This window comes from Roseibium hamelinense, assembly GCF_007830545.1.
GTDB lineage: Bacteria > Pseudomonadota > Alphaproteobacteria > Rhizobiales > Stappiaceae > Roseibium > Roseibium hamelinense.
In genome coordinates this window covers 1-18,025 of record NZ_VLLF01000003.1, presented here as the reverse complement: position 1 = coordinate 18,025, position 18,025 = coordinate 1, and the positions used below count along the sequence as shown (strand labels likewise).

Annotated in this window: 12 protein-coding genes; 10 read left to right on the top strand and 2 right to left on the bottom strand. The window is 58.5% G+C overall.

Annotated features, from left to right (window positions below; translation table 11 throughout):
• The first annotated feature begins 334 nt into the window (after positions 1-334).
• Positions 335-883 (top strand): DUF4760 domain-containing protein, encoded by a 549-nt coding sequence (locus tag JM93_RS07610; RefSeq protein ID WP_145341942.1) that lies wholly within the window; start codon positions 335-337, stop codon positions 881-883.
• An 81-nt stretch (positions 884-964) separates the two neighbouring features.
• Here JM93_RS07610 and JM93_RS07605 read toward each other — a convergent pair whose 3' ends face one another.
• Positions 965-1,405, bottom strand: a complete 441-nt coding sequence (locus JM93_RS07605) for a secondary thiamine-phosphate synthase enzyme YjbQ (protein WP_208995017.1) — start codon at positions 1,403-1,405, stop codon at positions 965-967.
• Positions 1,406-1,574: 169 nt separating this feature from the next.
• Here JM93_RS07605 and JM93_RS07600 point away from each other — a divergent pair, with 169 nt between their 5' ends.
• The 8 genes from JM93_RS07600 to JM93_RS07565 all read left to right on the top strand — a co-directional run bounded on the left by JM93_RS07600 (position 1,575) and on the right by JM93_RS07565 (position 14,396).
• The gene (locus JM93_RS07600) at positions 1,575-2,477 is read left to right on the top strand and encodes a class I SAM-dependent methyltransferase (protein WP_145341941.1); all 903 of its coding nucleotides are present in this window, start codon (positions 1,575-1,577) and stop codon (positions 2,475-2,477) included.
• Between the two features lie 224 nt (positions 2,478-2,701).
• Positions 2,702-4,291 carry an FMN-binding glutamate synthase family protein gene (locus JM93_RS07595; RefSeq protein WP_145342590.1) on the top strand — a complete coding sequence of 530 codons (1,590 nt, stop codon included), beginning with the start codon at positions 2,702-2,704 and terminating at the stop codon, positions 4,289-4,291.
• A 592-nt stretch (positions 4,292-4,883) separates the two neighbouring features.
• Positions 4,884-7,601 carry a galactose oxidase early set domain-containing protein gene (locus JM93_RS07590; RefSeq protein ID WP_145341939.1) on the top strand — a complete coding sequence of 906 codons (2,718 nt, stop codon included), beginning with the start codon at positions 4,884-4,886 and terminating at the stop codon, positions 7,599-7,601.
• 32 nt (positions 7,602-7,633) lie between these two features.
• Positions 7,634-8,293 carry a hypothetical protein gene (locus JM93_RS07585; protein WP_145341937.1) on the top strand — a complete coding sequence of 220 codons (660 nt, stop codon included), beginning with the start codon at positions 7,634-7,636 and terminating at the stop codon, positions 8,291-8,293.
• Positions 8,294-8,856: 563 nt separating this feature from the next.
• A complete protein-coding gene (locus JM93_RS07580; RefSeq protein ID WP_145341935.1) occupies positions 8,857-9,693 on the top strand; it encodes a hypothetical protein in 837 nt (278 codons plus the stop codon).
• Positions 9,694-9,867: 174 nt separating this feature from the next.
• Complete coding sequence (locus tag JM93_RS07575) at positions 9,868-10,482, top strand: DUF3833 family protein (RefSeq protein WP_208995016.1); 615 nt, start codon at positions 9,868-9,870, stop codon at positions 10,480-10,482.
• A 158-nt stretch (positions 10,483-10,640) separates the two neighbouring features.
• Positions 10,641-12,176 carry an MltF family protein gene (locus JM93_RS07570; protein ID WP_145341933.1) on the top strand — a complete coding sequence of 512 codons (1,536 nt, stop codon included), beginning with the start codon at positions 10,641-10,643 and terminating at the stop codon, positions 12,174-12,176.
• Between the two features lie 429 nt (positions 12,177-12,605).
• Positions 12,606-14,396, top strand: a complete 1,791-nt coding sequence (locus JM93_RS07565; RefSeq protein WP_145341930.1) for a hypothetical protein — start codon at positions 12,606-12,608, stop codon at positions 14,394-14,396.
• Positions 14,397-14,518: 122 nt separating this feature from the next.
• On the opposite strand, the gene JM93_RS07560 is transcribed toward JM93_RS07565, so the two are convergent.
• Positions 14,519-16,600: a hypothetical protein gene (locus JM93_RS07560; RefSeq protein ID WP_155197550.1), complete on the bottom strand. Its 2,082-nt coding sequence runs from the start codon at positions 16,598-16,600 to the stop codon at positions 14,519-14,521.
• Positions 16,601-17,404: 804 nt separating this feature from the next.
• On the opposite strand from JM93_RS07560, the gene JM93_RS07555 reads away from it, so the two are divergent.
• Positions 17,405-17,920, top strand: coding sequence for an Hcp family type VI secretion system effector (locus tag JM93_RS07555; RefSeq protein ID WP_145341926.1), 516 nt, complete (start codon positions 17,405-17,407; stop codon positions 17,918-17,920).
• The last annotated feature ends 105 nt before the right edge of the window (positions 17,921-18,025 follow it).

Here is an 18,025-nt window from a genome sequence, read left to right as displayed (position 1 = left end):
ACCGCAGCCCGGTAAAATTCCGTCTTGAAAGCAGCTCGGGCGCCGCATAGCCTTAACCAGGGCCAAGCAGAGCCGGGCTACTGTGTCGTCCGGCGGCCTGACACGCCCAACGGGTTGGCCTTGTGGCCCGGGCAACCCGGCATACTCAAGCGGTCTGGTATAATGAGGCCGGTGTCGATTTTCAGGAGACCTTGACATGATCAAGAAAGAAGGCTGGGGCGGTCTGGGGATACGCCCGTTTGCGTGAAAACGCGATATAAATTGAATACAGATACCCAGAATTGTATATAGGCCATCCTGACAAGGATGGCCTAATGCGTTTCGGGAGCGGTTGATGTCTGTGATCAAAGGTGAGAGCGTGTTCGGCGTCCTGCCGATCAGCACAACCATTGAAGCCATTGTGATCAGCACCGCCGTTGCCGTTGTGGCCATCATCGTGACGCTCATCGGCATTGCGGTCAGCCGTGCAGCCTCCACGAAAACCTTCACCATCCAGACGATTATCACAGCTGAATCCGACAAGGAGCTGCTGGACGCGCAGGCGGCATTCAACACCTGCGCAAAGGCCGGCAACATCGCCCAGTATGCGGAGGCACACCAGCATGCGAGCAATCAGTCAGAGCAAATCCGCAGGACACTCAATCACCTGGAACTGCTGGCCATTGGCGTCCACACCGGGGCGCTGAACTTCAGCATTTTCAAGCGCTGGTATGAAAATGGCCTCATTCACCAGTGGGAACAGGCCGAATCCTTCGTCGTTCAGCTTCGCTCCGTCACCGGACGCAAGGAGCTCTACCGCGATCTTGAACTTCTCTACAACATCTTGATCGGCAGACAGCGGCGGCCCGTCTGGCTGAAACGGCACTTGAGCAGATGGTTCTAGGCGGCACTCGAAAAAGCGCCCCCCCGGCATAGCGTGCCCGTCCGGCATAGCGTGTTTTTGCGGCCTGCCCCTGCGTTCCCCTCACCCGCCCATAAACAGCGCGGCAACCTCGCGGGCATGCGGTCGGGTGCGATGCTCGAACAGATAGATCCCCTGCCAGGTGCCAAGCCGCATCTGGCTGTTCGAAACCGGGATTTGCAGAGACACCGGCAAGAGCGCGGCCTTGATGTGGGCCGGCATGTCGTCCGGGCCCTCCAGCGTGTGCACCAGATAGGACATGGACGGGTGATCAGCCGGCGGCACCAGCCGTTCGAAATAGGCTTTCAGGTCCTTTTGCACGTCGGGATCGGCGTTTTCCTGAATCAGCAGCGAGCAGGACGTGTGGCGCACAAATAGGGTCAGAAGACCGGACTGCGCACCGCCTGCCCGCAGCCAGCGCGCAACCTCGCCGGTGAACATGTAAAGCCCCGGGCCGGAGGTGCGGATCTCGAACGTGGTTTGCAGGCAGTCGGCAGTCGGCATTTTCAATACTTCCCCTTAAATCAACAGGCTGCGCTGGGTTTTCCCGATCATGGCACGGCGGTGCCATGGCGCAGGAGAACAGAACGATCAAGGCAGCGCACATGCTCTCCCGTCTTGACCATGAACGCTGCGGCAGGCACTGTCGCCCCTCCCGCCGCCGGAGTTTCTCATGCCATCCAATTTTGTCCTCGGGCCTCATTACACCAACGTGATCACCACGGCAGAAGAGGTTCGCACTTGGGCAGAAGAAACCGCAAAACTGCCTGTGGAAGAACGCATCGGCGAAATGCGGCGCACCTTCTATCAGGCCCCCTTCGAGCCGTTCTGGGACATGGACCCCGCGTCCAACATGTATCGCGGCGCTGTGATGGATCTTTACGAAACCGTGTACGGTCAGCCTTACAGCCTGGAGTTCGAACCCGAAGCCGCCGGGTCACGCGATTTCGACAGGCCGTTTCCCTTTGACAGCGGCTCCAACACCCAGATCGGCGAAAACCTGATCGGGGTCGGCGGCGTCCTGAAACACATTCCGGCGCCCCCCGGCGCACGGGTGCTGGACATGGGGTGCGGCTGGGCAAACACCAGCCTGACCCTCGCCCGTGCCGGATATCATGTTACGGCAACGGATATCGATCCGGGCTGCGGCGACCTGATCAACCATTGGGCGCCCCGGCTGGCGATTGAAGACCTGATTACGTTTCAGGCCTGCGCCTTCGAAGACACGCTCGACACCCTTGACGGCGTCGAACCGTTTGATGTCATTTTGTTTTTCAAGTCATTCCATCACTGCCTTTATCCGCAAAAACTGCTCGACTGCTGCCACAAGCTGTTGAAGCCGGGAGGGCATGTGTTCCTGGCCGCCGAACCGATCCACGGCAACTTCTATGTGCCCTGGGGGCTGCGCTGCGACGGCACATCGATTTTCATGATTGCGCAAAAGGGCTGGCTGGAGCTTGGCTATGACGAGGCGTATTTCGGCGAGATGATGGGCCAGAACGGCTTCGAATTTGCCGGCCAGAAGAAATCATTGGAAATTCCGACCATGAACCATCTGCTCTACCGGAAAATATAGCAAGGCCGGGTGGCGGGCACAGCCTTGCAGAAACCATCCGGTGCGCTTTGTGCGCTGATCCGGGCCTGGGATGCGTGTTTTCGCTTTCCATCGCGGCGCCCGCCTGACACAGTTCGGTCTGCCAGCCCCTTTGATCTTGAAAAAGGAAGCCCGCCTTGCCTTTCAAGCCCAGATATTTCGTCTTTTTCGCCGTTTGCGCGCTCACCGCCCTGTTCTTCATTCTCATGCTGGCAGTCAGCATCCACTTCTTCTGGCCGCTGCTGATCACCGGCGCCCTGACGATTGTCGGTCTTCTGGATATGCAGCAGACCCGCCACGCGGTCTTGCGCAATTATCCGGTGACCGGCCATTTCCGCTTCCTGTTCGAATCGATCCGGCCGGAAATGCGGCAGTATTTCTTCGAGAGCAACCAGGACGGCCGGCCGTTTTCGCGTGAGCAGCGGTCCATGGTCTACGACCGGGCCAAGGACATTGAAGACAATCTGCCCTTCGGCACGGAGCGCGACGTCTATGCCGACAGCTACGCCTGGGTAAACCATTCCATGGTGCCGCATACGCCGCATCCAAACGACATGCGGGTCACGATTGGCGGACCGGACTGCAAACAGCCCTACTCAGCCTCCCTGTTCAACATTTCGGCGATGAGTTTCGGCTCGCTCAGCGGCAATGCAATTCTCGCTCTGAACACCGGTGCAAAGCGCGGCAACTTTGCCCATGACACCGGCGAAGGCAGCATCTCGCGCTACCACCGCGAGGGTGGCGGCGACCTGATCTGGGAGCTGGGGAGCGGCTATTTCGGCTGCCGCACCAAGGACGGCAAGTTCGATCCGGAAAAATTCGCGGCACAGGCCCAGTCGCCGCAAGTGAAAATGGTCGAGATAAAACTCAGCCAGGGCGCAAAACCGGGCCATGGCGGGGTCTTGCCCGGACCGAAGGTCACGGAAGAAATCGCTGAGGCGCGCGGCATCACACCGGGTCAGGAATGCGTTTCGCCGGCCGCCCATTCGGCGTTTTCAACCCCGGTGGAACTCTTGCACTTCGTCAAGCAGCTGCGCGAATTGTCCGGTGGCAAACCGGCCGGCTTCAAGCTGTGCGTCGGCCACCGCTGGGAGTTCATGGCCATCGTCAAGGCGATGCTGGAAACCGGCATCAAACCCGATTTTATCGTGGTCGATGGCGCGGAAGGCGGCACCGGAGCGGCGCCGATCGAGTTTTCCAACCGGCTGGGCACGCCACTGCGGCAGGGCCTTGCCTTCGTCAACAATGTGCTGATCGGCACCAATTTGAAGAAAGACATTAAGATCGGCGCCAGCGGCAAGCTGATCAGCGCGTTCGATCTGGCCTCTGCCTTGTGCATCGGCGCGGACTGGATCAACTCGGCCCGCGGCTTCATGTTCGCCGTCGGCTGCATCCAGTCGCAAAGCTGCCACACCAACAAATGCCCGACCGGGGTCGCGACCCAGGATCCGAAACGGCAAGAAGCTCTGGTGGTGCCAGACAAGGCCGAGCGGGTCTATAACTTTCACCGCAACACCCTGAAATCCCTGTCGGACTTTACAGCGGCCTCGGGCCTTGACCACCCCAACCAGTTCCGGCCGGAACACTTCTTCCTGCATGAGGGCGGACGCCAGGTCATGCCGGCCAGTGCCGCTTTCACGTGGCTGAAACCGGGTGAGCTTTTGGCCGACAGCCACGACATCCCCGGCTACACGACCTACTGGATGATGGCCGACCCGAACAGCTTCGACCCGAAAATCTCGGTTGCCGAAGCCAAGTCCGAACGCCATCACGAGCACCCGGAGCATCATCATTGAAGATCCGCCTGTCGGAGTACTTCGTCAAAATCGCATAAGAAACCGATCCTGACCTGCCGCCGGGACGCGGACAAGCCGGCGGTCCAGCCGCGCGATCCGGCAGGACGGGCCACTGTCTGTCCCGGTCCGGACAAAACCGGCGGCCGCAGCGCAGCCGGTCAGTCTTTATAGATACGCGCCCGCGCAAACCTTTGCGAAAACGTGCCCAAAACGGGTTGTTTAAGGCGCAATCCACACGTGACGACCGCGCTTCATGAGAAGCTGCGACGGGGCTGGCTGCCTGTCCGGAAACAGGGCGGCCAAGCGGGGAGAGGCCGCACGTCCACCTGCGCGCAACGGGCAACGCCCCTTCCTGAGCCCGCGCACGCTCTCAGCCTGCCCACCCGTCAAGATAGGACCGGTACTCAGATGTGGCTTTGCCTGCTGGCAACAGAGCCCAGCGGTTTAAAGCCGGCGGAGGATACGGAACAGGGGGGTGCAGACACCGCCGCCCTTACGGATTGGCACCCTTGTTGCAAATCACATTGGACCGATAGGCAATAGTATCATTATGGGACATTTTACGTCCTTGAACGAGTTCAGAGTATACTAAATGGCGACAACATTTACGGGCGAATGGGGTGACCTCCAAGCATGGCCGATTATCGGAATCCACTCCGTTGTTATGGACGACGGGCGGGTTTTGACCTTCGGCACGGATGAAACCGGCATGCAGGGCGGCCAGTTCATCTACGACATTTACGACCCGGTCACCGGCACGCATGAAACCCTGAACAACACCACCGGCACGGATATCTTCTGTTCCGCGGCGATGATCATCCCAGGCACGGATTATGTCCTGATTGCCGGTGGCGACAACCGCCCGAACGGCGGGACGAACCGCGGCGTGTCCGATGTTAACATCCTGAACATGAAGACCGGTGAACTTTCCCCGGCTCCGGAAGGCGAGATGGTCAATGCCCGCTGGTATCCGACCATGGTGTCGCTGGACGATGGCCGGATGCTCATGCTTGGCGGCAGTGATGAAAACGGCCGCCACCAGGCAACGCCTGAAGTTTATACGCCGGACGAAGGCTGGACGGAACTGAGCGGCGCCACCGACCCGAACCTGGGCAGATCCAGCCACTACCCGCGGGCGTTCCTCGATACCGACGGCAACATTGTGTATTTTGCGATCGGCAAGGGCGGCAACGGCAAGATCGAAGTCATGTCCATGAACCCGGACGCAAATGGCGGAACCGGATCGGTCACCGAAATCGGCGTCCTGCCGTTTAATGCGGGATGGGACAATCCGGCCGTCCAGTTCGCTCCCGGCAAGATCCTGATCCAGGACACCGGCACGGGCCTGTGGGTGATGGACATCTCCGGCGACGATGCCAGTTTTGAGCATGTCGGCAATCTGGTCGGCGAGCGCAACTGGTCCAACATGACCACCCTGCCCGACGGCACGGTGCTGATCAATGGCGGCTCGGCGCGCGGCAACACGGAGGCGGCCGCGGAACACACGGCGGTCATCTGGAACCCGGAAGACAACACACTCACCACCCTCGTCGACGAGGACAGCTCGCGGCTGTATCACTCCACAGCGGTGCTGCTCAACGACGGCACGATCCTGTCGGCCGGTGGGGGCGCGGCCGGGATGGCAGAGATCGACTACCTGGATGCGCAGATCTACAAGCCCGGCTACCTGTTCGATGAAAACGGCGCGCTGAGCGAGCGCCCGGAAATCCTTAAGGCCCCGGATGAAGTTCATGCTGGCAACGCCTATGCCGTGCAGGTCGACGACGCATCGGACGTGGCCCGCGTGACCCTGGTCAAGAACGGGGCATCCACCCACGCGTTCAACATGGGCACGGGCTTCGTGGAAGCGGATTTCGGAACCGTCGGGGGGAGCAACACCCTTGTCGTCTATGCCCCGTCCACGGCCGAAGGCCTGTCGTCGGGGAGCTGGATGATGTTCATCTGGGACGCGGACGGCGTTCCCTCGATTGCCGCGAACATCAACGTTATGCCGTCAAACATCCCGCTGGTCGAAGACCCGGCGAACTTGCTGGTGAACGGCAGTTTCGAGATCACCGATCCGGTGGACGGGCAAACCTCGCTCGCCAGCATGGACGGCTGGACCAGCAGCAACGGCCTCTTTGAGGTACACGGCGACAAGAACATTGACGCCAACGCCACCCACGGCCAGACCGCTCTGGGCCTGGATGGCTCCAGCGGTACCGTTTCACAGGACGTGCCCACCGTGCGCGGGCAGACCTATGACCTGTCCTTCACCTATGACACCGAGAACATGGCGCCGGGCAACTTCTGGAACATCGGCCTGAAGGTGATGTGGAACGGCGAGGTGGTCGACATCATCAAGCCCAACGGCACCGACGCCATGATCTACGAGTTCAAGGTGGTTGGAACCGGCGGGCAGGACACGCTGTCGCTTGAAGCAACCGAAGGCACCAATGCCTTGCTGGGCGGCCTTGTCGACAATGTCGTGCTGAAGTCGGACGGCACAGACCCGATTGACCTGCCCGATCCGGTGGACCCGGTTGACCCGGCAGATCCAGACCCAACAGATCCGGACCCGACAGACCCTGTCGACCCGGCCCCCACTGATCCAGACCCAACCGATCCCGACCCCACTGATCCGGACACAGGCAATGAAAACCTTGTCTACGACGATGCCGGCCAAACGCAGTACCTGCTCGACGGCGAGGGCGTGAAGTCCTTCGTCGTGGACGGCACCTCCAAGGACTACGGCTGGGGCCCAACGGAAGACGGCGCGGGCGTCGTCATCTGGGACAAGGACGGGTTCGACATCCTGTACGATTTCAAGGACATCCAGTTCAACGACCGCACGGTCGAGCTGATCAACGAGGATGGTCTTTATCAGGACATCAAGGAGGTCTCGCAGTTTCTGACCGGGACGACCGACAATGACCGGTTCCAGATCGACGCCAACATGAACGAGTACGGCTTCGGTCCGACCGAAGACGGCGCGGGCACCGTCGTTTGGCAGGGGGACACGTTCGATATCCTCTACGGGTTCGAGGAAATCCTCTTCAATGACGGATCCGTCCCAATCAACGGAACCGATGGCGTCACCAACGACATTGCCTCCGTCACGCAGTACCTGACCGGGACCGACGGGGTGGACACCTTCGCCATCGACGGGACGAGCACCGACTATGGCTGGGGCCCGACCGAAGACGGCGAAGGCGTCGTGGTCTGGGGCAATGACGGCCACGACATCCTCTACGACTACGAGCAGATCGCCTTCAATGACCAGACGGTGTCGCTGGATGCGGTTGTCTGATCACGGGAGCGCCCGTTCTTCAGGAGGGTTCCATGGAAAACGAACTGCGCGGCGGGATTGAATTCCTGCCGCCCGACATGGTCTCGGCAGCCGCGAATCTGTCGTGGATGGTGGTCTATGTCGACACGGTGCGCCTTGCGCACCTGATCGCGATCGTTCTCGGCCTTGGCAGCGTCATTCAGCTGGCGCTGTCGGCGCCGCGGATATTGCGCGAGGGGATCTCCCGCACCGTTCTGGAACTCATCGACCGGGCGCATGGGCGGATCGTTCTGGCGCTCGCCCTGCTGTGGGTGTCAGGCCTGGCGCTGGTGCAGATCCGCACCGGGTTCGATCCGTCCGCCGCCTCGCCAAAGCTTGTCACAAAGCTTGTTGTGGTGACGGTGCTGACCGTGGACGCCGTGCTGATGGCATGGCTGGTCAAACCGGTGATCGCTGAGGCCAGGGGCTCTGCCCTGCAGGATCTGTCCTGGGCCAAGACAGCCGTGATCGCGAATTGTGTGGCCCTGTCCGGCGCAAGCTGGACCTATGCCTTGGTACTGGGCGCCTCGTCCGTTCTCAAGACCGCAGAGCCGCCGGTGCTGATCGCGGCGGGCCTGATCATTTACGGCTCCGCCTACGCTGCCGTCTTCACCGCGGCCGCCCTTTTGAAACGGCCGGCCGGCGGCAGACTGCAGCCTCCAAGCCTACCCTGAAGGCTACAGTTGCCGAAGCAAAATCCGAACGCCACCACCAGCACCCGGAACATCATCATTAAGGATCCGCCTGTCGGAGCACTTCGTCAAAATCGCATAAGAAACCGATCCTGACCTGCCGCCGGAACGCAGACAAGCCGGCAGTCCGGATGAAACCGGATGTCGCGGGAGGCGCGCGGACCCGGCCCAAACGAAATCAGTGCCTGCAGCGCCCGCGCTGCAATCGGCCACCATGTTCTGGAACGCCGCCGGCGCAGAGCGCGTGCGGTTGGCTTGTCCACCCGAACCTGTGGCGCTTGAGCCGGATTTCCGCTGACCTAAGATCAGCGCCCCCCTATCGCAGGCAGCTACGCGCCTCCGCTCCCGGTTTTACCGCAACCGCCCGTTTGGGCAGCGGCCACCCCAACTCGCCGATAGGTTGATAAGTGAAAAATATTTAATCCCGTGCGCCTGGCCGACTACACCCTGCGAACACCGAACAAAACGCCACTTTGAAAGGTGAGCTGAAATTTTTCGGGTCTGGGCATTCTCCCAAAAAACACAACAACAAAAGGACCAGATTGATGAGACTCAACACGACCCTTGGCACGCTTCTTTCAGCATTTGCGGTCGCCGCGCAGCGTGCCGGCGGCCATGCATCGCTCATGCAAACACCCGTGGCGAAGCCAAGCTTTTCCCAAAACACGGGTTTCGATGATTTGAGTTCCCTTTATGCGGACGTCAACAAGCTCAACCAGAACCAGTTCGGAGACGACTTGTATGGCCTGGCCCAGAACGAAGACGGCACATCCACAAAATATGAACCGGAGGCAGACACCGAACAGGAGGTGACCGACAGCGATGTGATTTCACCCGGGGAGATCGCAGATGCGGCCAAGGAAATACTCGGCGCGCCTGCGACCCGCAAACGCAGCCAGTTCGCCTCACGCGAGGACCTCGGCCTTGAAAAAAGCGACCGGTTCCATGTCGATATCGGCGGTGAGGGATTTCACGAAGCAAGTGGGGTCGTTTCCGGTTTCAAGGGCGCGGTCAACCTCAACGCTCAGAAATTCGATTCCCAGTATCCGGACAAGGAGATCCCCAATCTGGTGCAACTGGAAGCCTGGCACACCGACCCGCCATTTCCGTTCAAGAAAAAGACAGTCGACCGCTACACCATGCAAGGCGCGCCCCTGACCCGTCACAATGTCAACGAGATCACCCGCACACTGGCCGAAAACGGCACCGTTGAACTGTGGCTCGACCATGGCGAGTTTGACAAGGAGCTCAAGGAACTGGCCTCCAATCTCGATGCAAAAATCGAGTGGAGCGACGACCCGAACACCAGCGTGGTGGACGAGTTTGACGGCGGGTTCCCGACGCCCAAGGTGGTCCTGAAACGCGGCAGCGCCTCAGAGTAGTTTACGGAACCGCCGGTTTTCACCTGGTGAAAACCCGATGCAGCAACGCCATCCAAGGTGCCCCGGCATGATCTGCCGGGGCAGCCGGAGACGGTGCTTGTTCCCCTCCCCGCCCAGCGAACTGCGCCAATGGGCAGGCCATCCGACAGTGGGCCGGTTTGGCCGTTTCATCCCATGTTTCAAATCCGCCTTGAGCGCCGGAGCGTAAGCCAGCAAGCCGACTTGAACGGAATTGAGAGGTTTGCCGTCATGAAGTTCTCCCACCTTTGCCGTCCCGCCCTGTCCCTCGCCTTTTTCGCCGGCGTTGCCGCGGCAACCTTCGCCCTGCCGTCTACCGCCGTTGCCAAGGCGTTGGTGCTCGAAGAGTTTTTTAAGGGAAAGACCGTCGGAAAGGGTGTGTTTGAAAGCAAAATCGCCGGCGTCAACCGGCCCTTCACGGTCTATCTGACCGGCACCTGGAACCCGAAGACCTTCACGCTCCGGCTGCGCGAAGACTTTGTTTATGATGACGGCGAACGCGACACCAAGACCTGGTTTTTCCAGAAGGTCGCCGAAGACCGCTATATCGGCCAGCGCGCCGACGTGCTCGGTCCGGCGATCGTGCGCACCATGGACGATGGCTCGCTCAAGTTCTCCTATGTTGCGGAAGTACCGCTGGAAAACGGCTCAATCCTCTTGCGTTTCAACGACACCTTGACCCAGATCGACCGGCGCACGGTGAAAAACACCGCAAAGGTGGTGAAAGGCGGTTTTCCGGTCGGAACGGTCGACCTGACCTTCACGCGCTAGGACGGGCAAACCCGGCGCGGCGGACACCACCGGCGATCACAAATGCACCCGTGTGCGCGCTGGCGCCTTGAAAGCGTCATGCAAGGCTGGTTTGTTTTCCTAATGGTCAGGTGGCAGGGCCGCATTCCCGGCCCGCACCGCTCCTGGGGGGAGAGACGATGCCCAGCGCTCCGAAATTTTCCAAGGCCCGCCAAAGCGCGGCGGCACTCACGCAGCTGGCGTCTGCAGCCCGATTGCTCGGCTTTGCTGTCGTAACCTTTGCAGCGGTTTCGATCGTTTCGGCCGGCTCGGCCCTTGCCATAAAGACCGGCCTGGCAGACGCCCTGGAAGACAAACTGCGCGAGCCGTTCAACGGCGATCTCGATGCCATCCTGGAGCGCGGTTACCTGAGGGTTCTCGTGCCGTTTTCCAAGACGTTTTATTTCATCGACAATGGTGTCCAGCGGGGCACGACGGTCGACATGATGGACGCGTTCGCCAAGCATCTGGACAAGCACCACGGCAAAAAGGCGCTGGACGACCAGCTGGTGATGATCCCCACACCGCGCGAGAACCTGTTTACCGACCTGGCCGAGGGCCGCGGCGACATGGCGCTCGGCAATCTGACGATCACGCCGGAACGCCAGGACCTGGTTGCGTTTTCGGTGCCGATTTACAACAACGTCAAGGAAGTTCCGATGACCGCCGCGGATGCGCAGGACATTGCCTCTGCCGCCGCCCTGTCGGGCATGGACGTTCATGTGCGGCCATCGTCTTCCTATTATGACAGCCTTTTGGCGCTGAATGAAAAACTGGAGGCGGACGGCAAGGCTCCGGTCAACATCATCGATGTCGGTGAAGTGCTGCAGGACGAGGACCTTATGGACATGGTCCAGGCCGGTGCGCTCGGCACCATTATCGTCGACCAGCACAAGGGCGCTTTCTGGATGCAGATCCTTGACGGGCTCAAAATGCATGAAGACGCCCCGATCCGCACGGACGGCCAGATCGCGTTTGCGGTGCGCAAGGACGCTCCGGACCTTTTGAAGGAGGTCAGCGCTTTTGCCAAGACGGTCGAAAAGGGCACACTGCTCGGCAACATCATCTTGAAGCGCTACCTGACCGATGCGGACTATCTGAAAAAACTTGAAAGTGGCGACCGCCAGGCGCAATACGACAAGCTCAGCGGGCTGTTTCAAAAATACGGCCTCAAATACGACATCGACTGGCTGCTGGTGGCCGCTCAAGCCTATCAGGAAAGCCAGTACAAGATCGACGCGCGCAGCAGCGCCGGCGCGGTCGGGCTGATGCAGATCAAACCGTCCACCGCAGCCGGTCAGCCCATCGGCATCAAGGGCGTGGAGAGCGACCCGGACAAAAACGTCGAGGCCGGCGTCAAATATCTGCGGTATCTCGCCGACACCTATTTTGACGACCTGAAGTCCGACCCGGCCAACCAGACCTTCTTTGCGCTTGCCGCCTATAATGCCGGGCCCAGCCGGTTCGACCGGCTGCGCAAGGAGGCCGCAAAAAGCGGCTACGACCCGGACAAATGGTTCGGCAATGTGGAATGGACCGTCGCCCGGCGCATCAGCCGCGAACCGGTGCGCTATGTCGGAAACATCTACAAGTATTACGTCGCCTTTGCCAAGGAAGCCGAGCGCCGCGAAGCTGTGAAGGCGGCTGCGCCGGACGCCGGCACCTCCCCGGACTAGACGCAGGTGAACCTGAACAGGGATGATTCCGTTTCATTTTTGACCGGATGGCAAAAATTTTTTCTACCCGCACAACGTGCCCGCTTCACACTGGAATGGCGCGTTCGGGCCGTTTCGGCGTGCGCCACAGAACGGAAAAAACCAGTATCCGCTTATCCTTTATAGCCTCATAAATTGAAAAATGACCTGACATTCTTCATCCAATACTTGGCTGGGGCGCGGGCTATGTCTAGCCACGGAGTATGTCTTATGTCTATGATTTGGAATGTTTCCGGAAGTCTTCGCAGTTCAGTAAGTTCTGACGACAGAAAGGCAGGAGAATTTAAGAACTCTAGAACTTTCGGAACAAAACCTTACGCCGAACGGCCGAATGGCCGTTTCAGCGGCCGCCCCCCCGTTTCGAGCTCTGCTGCCATCCAAGCGGAAAAAATGCAAAAGCTCCAGCAGGTCCGCACCGTTCTTTACAGCGACGGTGCCTATCTGCGCCGGACCGGACGGCTTCAGGAGAAGGCCGCAAACGACGCCCTGAATACCCTGCAGGACATTTTCGGCGACCGCCTGTGCGATGACCGGGGACGGCTGGACAAGGGCAAGCTGCGCATCGCCGCACGGCTGGTGTTCGGCAAAATCCGCTATGGCAGCGGCCGGTCCCCGGTCGATCTTGCGACCGCCCTGTCCAAGTCGGTATCGGCGCGCGCGTTTCAGCCAAGGGGTCAAATGGAAAATGGCCGGCTGAACAAGACCCTCCCGCCCGTTCGCGACATAACCCCGCTCGTCAACAACACGGGGATCGACCAGCATTACTTCCAGCGGCACGATCACCTGACCCGGATGATGGACCTGTTTGATGCCAAGGAACAGGACAGCAGCACCTGGCGAAAGATGCCGCCGTCCTGCCGGAGCCTCATCTTCAAGACCGACCACTTCACTGCGATCACTCCACACCTGCCCGCCAAATCCAAACAGGCAGTCGATCACCAGTTTGGAGTGATGAACCCGCCTCCCAGGACCTTGGGTCACGCCCTCTCCTTGCCAGAGCAGGACTTTGAGCAGGGGCGGTTCAACCAGCCTGCTGGCGAATTCTACGCAAACCGGATCGAAACGGCCGGTGCAAACGGACAGAGCCAACACACACACGTGTCCCTTTCCTCACCGATCATGACCGCCGCCTCCCTCATCAACAAGGTTGCCTCCGGCAAACTGGGGGGGTCGGCGCCCCTCAAAAACCTGCCCGTGAACTATTTCGAAGTCGGCATTACACGCAGGTGCAACGCTGAGCAGGCCAGCAAGGCCTCGACAGTCTTTGCGTTCGGCAGCAATTTCTCGGGCAAGGACGCCAGTGTTCCGCCAGAAAAATGCAAGGCCATTCTCGACCGGATGTTCCCCGAGCAACCGTTGGCACGCGGCGCCCGTCCGGTGCTGGAGCAAAAAAGCGAAGAGCCTGCGTGCAACCGGGCCGAAGCAGAAAAAGTGTTGATTGACCTGCGGGTGCTGTTTTCGGCGCACAGGAGCGAAGAAACGATCTACACCGAGCACACAACGGCCATGAGGCAAGCGGCCGCGGAACGGGGGATCACCTATCTCGGCATCCATGGCGAGGGGCACAGCCACAAGGCTCGCGTCAACCCGCGCAGCTGGTTCGGCACCTGGCAGCTCACGCCGCAGCCACAAATCGAGGCCCTGAAGAACAAGCTGATCGAACATGAGGACAAGATTCCCGACGACTACCTGCCGATTTTCAATAAATGGCAGGAGCTGGCCGGCGAGCTGGGCCACGAACGGCATGTGATCCCATTTGCGACCTATACCAAGATACTGACAGACGTAATCCGTCAGGAGACGGACGGCGCAGTCGACATCAAATTCGCCCTGGGCTGCAAGTCGGCCAAGGACCGCACCACATCCGTGCTTCAGGGCATGATGCTGCTGGAGCCGATCATCCAGCACCGGCTGACCACACCAGATCCCGATGGTGGTGGCCCGCGGGACCCGCTTAGCGGCCTGTTTGACCGCAACGGCTTTTTCACAGCCAGCAACCTGAGCCCGTTCGAGCGCAGATTGCTGGACGAGAATTTCGATCTTGAGCTTCTGCAGGGCGCTAATGACCGGAATGTGGGCGTACCGACCAACATCAACGCCTGTCTGTTGAAGGATTCCACCTTCAAGAACGTGCCCTTGGTTCACCAGTCCAACCCCTACACGGCAAAAGCCGGCAGCTGATTGGACCGGCTGTCACGCCGGATGCCCTTGGCGGATCCGGTGTGACCGGCCGGCGACAAAAGCAAAAAGGGCCGCGGAAACCGCGGCCCAACAACAATCACGATAAAGAAATGCCGAGACGCTTAGCCGCCCGTTCCGGTCGTGTATGCTTCCTGGAGGGTTTTAGCAACAAACGGAACCTTTTCGAAGGTAGTATACAGATTATAGTCTGCGTTGTTTGTAGCAATGCCTGTGTTTCTCTTATTCGCCATCTGAAGGTAAGTCAGGTCGAAATTGTCTTTCATGACTTGGACTTCGTCAGGTGACATATTGTTCAAAATCACCTTGCCGTTTTTATCAAACAGTTCAGAAACGCAGTTTGGGTTTACACCGCCTTTTTTGCTTTGATCATTAACATTGTTTCCATATTCGTCGACAGCCGCAGAGCCATTTTGCTCAAGCCGGGCTTCAATGACGGGGCGCAGCATCATGACACCTTGAAGAACCGCAGTTGTCCGATCCTTTGCCGATTTGCAACCAAAGGCAAATTTTAGTTCGTGCCCGGATTTCGAGTGATCAGAGATAGCGTCGGACAAAATGGCAGTCATGGTTGCAAACGGGATGACGTTCTTCTTGTTTCCAAGGCCTTTCGAAAGCTCTTTCCATGCGTCATACACAGGCTGGTATTTTTCCCGGATTTTGCTCGGCATAGTGTTGAAGCTCTCGTCCATTTCTTTGCGAACTTCAGTCAGCTGATCATTGCTAGTCAGAGTTTTCTTGCTGATGCCGAGACTTTTTGTGATCTTTTGAGCTGCATGCTCGACACTGGTGCCATGACCCATGCCATGCACCCCCAGAAACTTAACATCGCCGCGCTTTTTCGCCGCTTTGTCCATATTCTGGCAGTGTTCACCGTACATCTCCACTTCATCACTTTTTGCAGGCATCAGGATGCGCAGATCGATGAGTTTCTTTGTCGGCTTTTTCGGCGCATTGGAATTGCTTCCAAGACTATCGTTGAACTGATCCTCGTCCATAGACTTGGACTCAAGCAAAACCGGGATATTCGAGCGCGGCTGGACCGGGAACAACTCACCCAGGATTTTGTCACATTTCGCGTCGCTTGATTGCGGATCCTTGCCTTTGAAATTCGCGCCATAGTTATTGTAAACAACGGTCTTAGGCGGATTCTGCCCAACTGTCGTCTTCACCTCAATCGCTTGATAGTTCACAGGCATTGACTTTACCTGGTCTCCCAGTTTGGAGTCATAATTATTGAGCGCTTGCTTGGAGACTTTGTTCGCGATTGAAGGCGCGGTTCTAAATGAACTAGGTGTCTTCATCGAGACCGTTGTCTTCGATATGAATCCGCCGTTATTGTCATGGGATGAAAATGACTTTTTAAAGTACGCGTTTGGACTGTCACTATTCATTTTTTCCAATTGAGTTTTGACGTACTTTGGTGTCAGGGCCCATTTGCTCCTCCCGAGTTTTCCTGCATTTTTGTCGGCCATCATGCCGCCGTCCTTGAGTGACGCTTTCTGCATTTTGGACAGATTGATTGTCTTTCGGTCCATTTGGTCGATAATCTTGGGCCGGTCATTTGTTGCGATGCCCTGAAAAAGACCGAAAGCCTCTTTCATGTTTTTGTCATGCTTGAAAAACTGCTGATTTGCGCTCCGCGCATCGATGAATGAGTTCAAGTGTTTGGGAGAGACCAAACCTGGTTTGTCGAGAGGCTTATTGTTTGCAACTGTTTTCGATAATACGGTTGCAAAGGACATAGGGTTCATCTGTTTTTTGTCAGTCAGAACATGTTTCCCAAACATCAGATTTGCGGCCAATTCAACTTTCCGCTCATCATATTTGCCGTTTGTTAGGAGTCTGTCGCCAAATACCCCGTCGAGGGCTTGCATTGCCGTTCTTGCAAGGATCATATCGTCCTTGCCAAAACGGCCTCTTACGATCTGTGGTTGGTTTCCGGGCTTGCTAAAATGGTTGAGTTTTGACTCGACCTTAGCGGTATTCGCATGAACATCCTTCTTAGCCTGCATGTCCGCAGCGCTCGGCGGAGAATGCCGCGGCGGCGGCGGCGGAACCAAACGGCGGTTGCGGTTCACCGCAACCGCACTGATATCACTAATGGAAACGGTTGGCTGCCCGATCTGTGGCTCGGGCCTATTTGCAGTGTTGTTTTGAGTTGATCCTAGTTTTTGAAATGCCATCTATTCACTCCTATAGACTGTCTGCTAGTGAGTGATTAAACCAAGGTTTCGGCGCGGAAATGAGTTATATCTGAATATATTTCAGTTATGAGCCGCAATACCTGCATTGCAGAGGGTGTAGTATTTATTCGAAAAATTGCTCTTGGCGTCCGTTTCACAAGTCTATTGCCCGACAATCATTATGCTGACCAGTGTATGAGTACGCCGGTGCAGGCTCGGGTTACTCTTCCAGGTGCGCTTTCGGATGTATTTCCCGGTCTTTCATCAATCAGCGCCAGCAGCCGCGAAAGCAAAAGAGCGCGTTCATCCCGTCCCTTTTGAGCATCTTCCCAGTCAACCGCCCCCTCTTCGGCCTTGCTGCCGCGAAGGCCCGCCTCCGAGAGGGGAGCCACCGTGAAACAAACCGCCAAAAAGCTGCGCGTAACCGGTGGAAGGATCCGAAATCCGCCGCGTGAAGCGCCTGCACACGGGAGATCTCCGGGGTCTGACGGCCCCTGACGGGCCTGCGCAGCTCCCGGCCGGGCACCGGTTTCGTCAAACTGTGATCCCTGTCACACGGCCACTGCGCAGGGTTTTGCGCGGCTTTCAGCGCACTGTGCAGGTTTCTGCACAGCGCCTTGCTGACGCACCCCCTTCGAACGATGGCTATCCCATTGTTTTCATGCGTCTTTTATCACCAATGCCAAAACTGGCACGCCCCGTGCAAAGTAGGTGGCATCAGCAACGCCGCTGACGGAATTCAAACCTGAAGACGACGGACATCAGAGCGCAGACCGCTCGACACATCTTAGAGGAGACTGCAAAATGGCAAATGTTGCATACGCTAAAATCTCAGGCGCAACACAGGGCGACATCAGCAAGGACGCAACAACCGCGGACAGCATCGGCAACTCCTGGCAGGAAGGCCATGAAGACGAGTGCCTGGTCTACAACTTTGAAATGAACGCAATCGTCCCGCGTGACCCGAACTCCGGCACCGCCATCGGCACGCGCCGCCACCAGCCGAGCTCTTTCATCAAGCCGCTCGACAAGGCTTCCCCGCTGCTGTGGCAGGCTCTGGCAACCGGCGAAAACCTGGAAATCGAAGTCGCTTTCTGGCGCACCTCGACCGCAGGCCAGCAGGAGCACTACTTCACCGTCAAGTACACCGACGCGGTTCTGGTTGAAGGCAAGCACCTGCTGCCGGACGTCAACGACGACAAAAACGCTTCCCGCGGCGATCTCGACCAGTGGTTCTTCAGCTACCGCAAAGCCGAGTGGACCCACGAAAAAGCCGGCACATCCGGTTCCGACGACTGGCGCGCTCCGGTTACATCATAACCGGATCTCCCCCTTCTGCCGGGGGCCCGCCCTTAAGACCTCCGGCAGAAAAGCCGTCCCCATGCCCCGGGGACGGCTTTTTGATGTCAGCCAAAACCTGTCAGG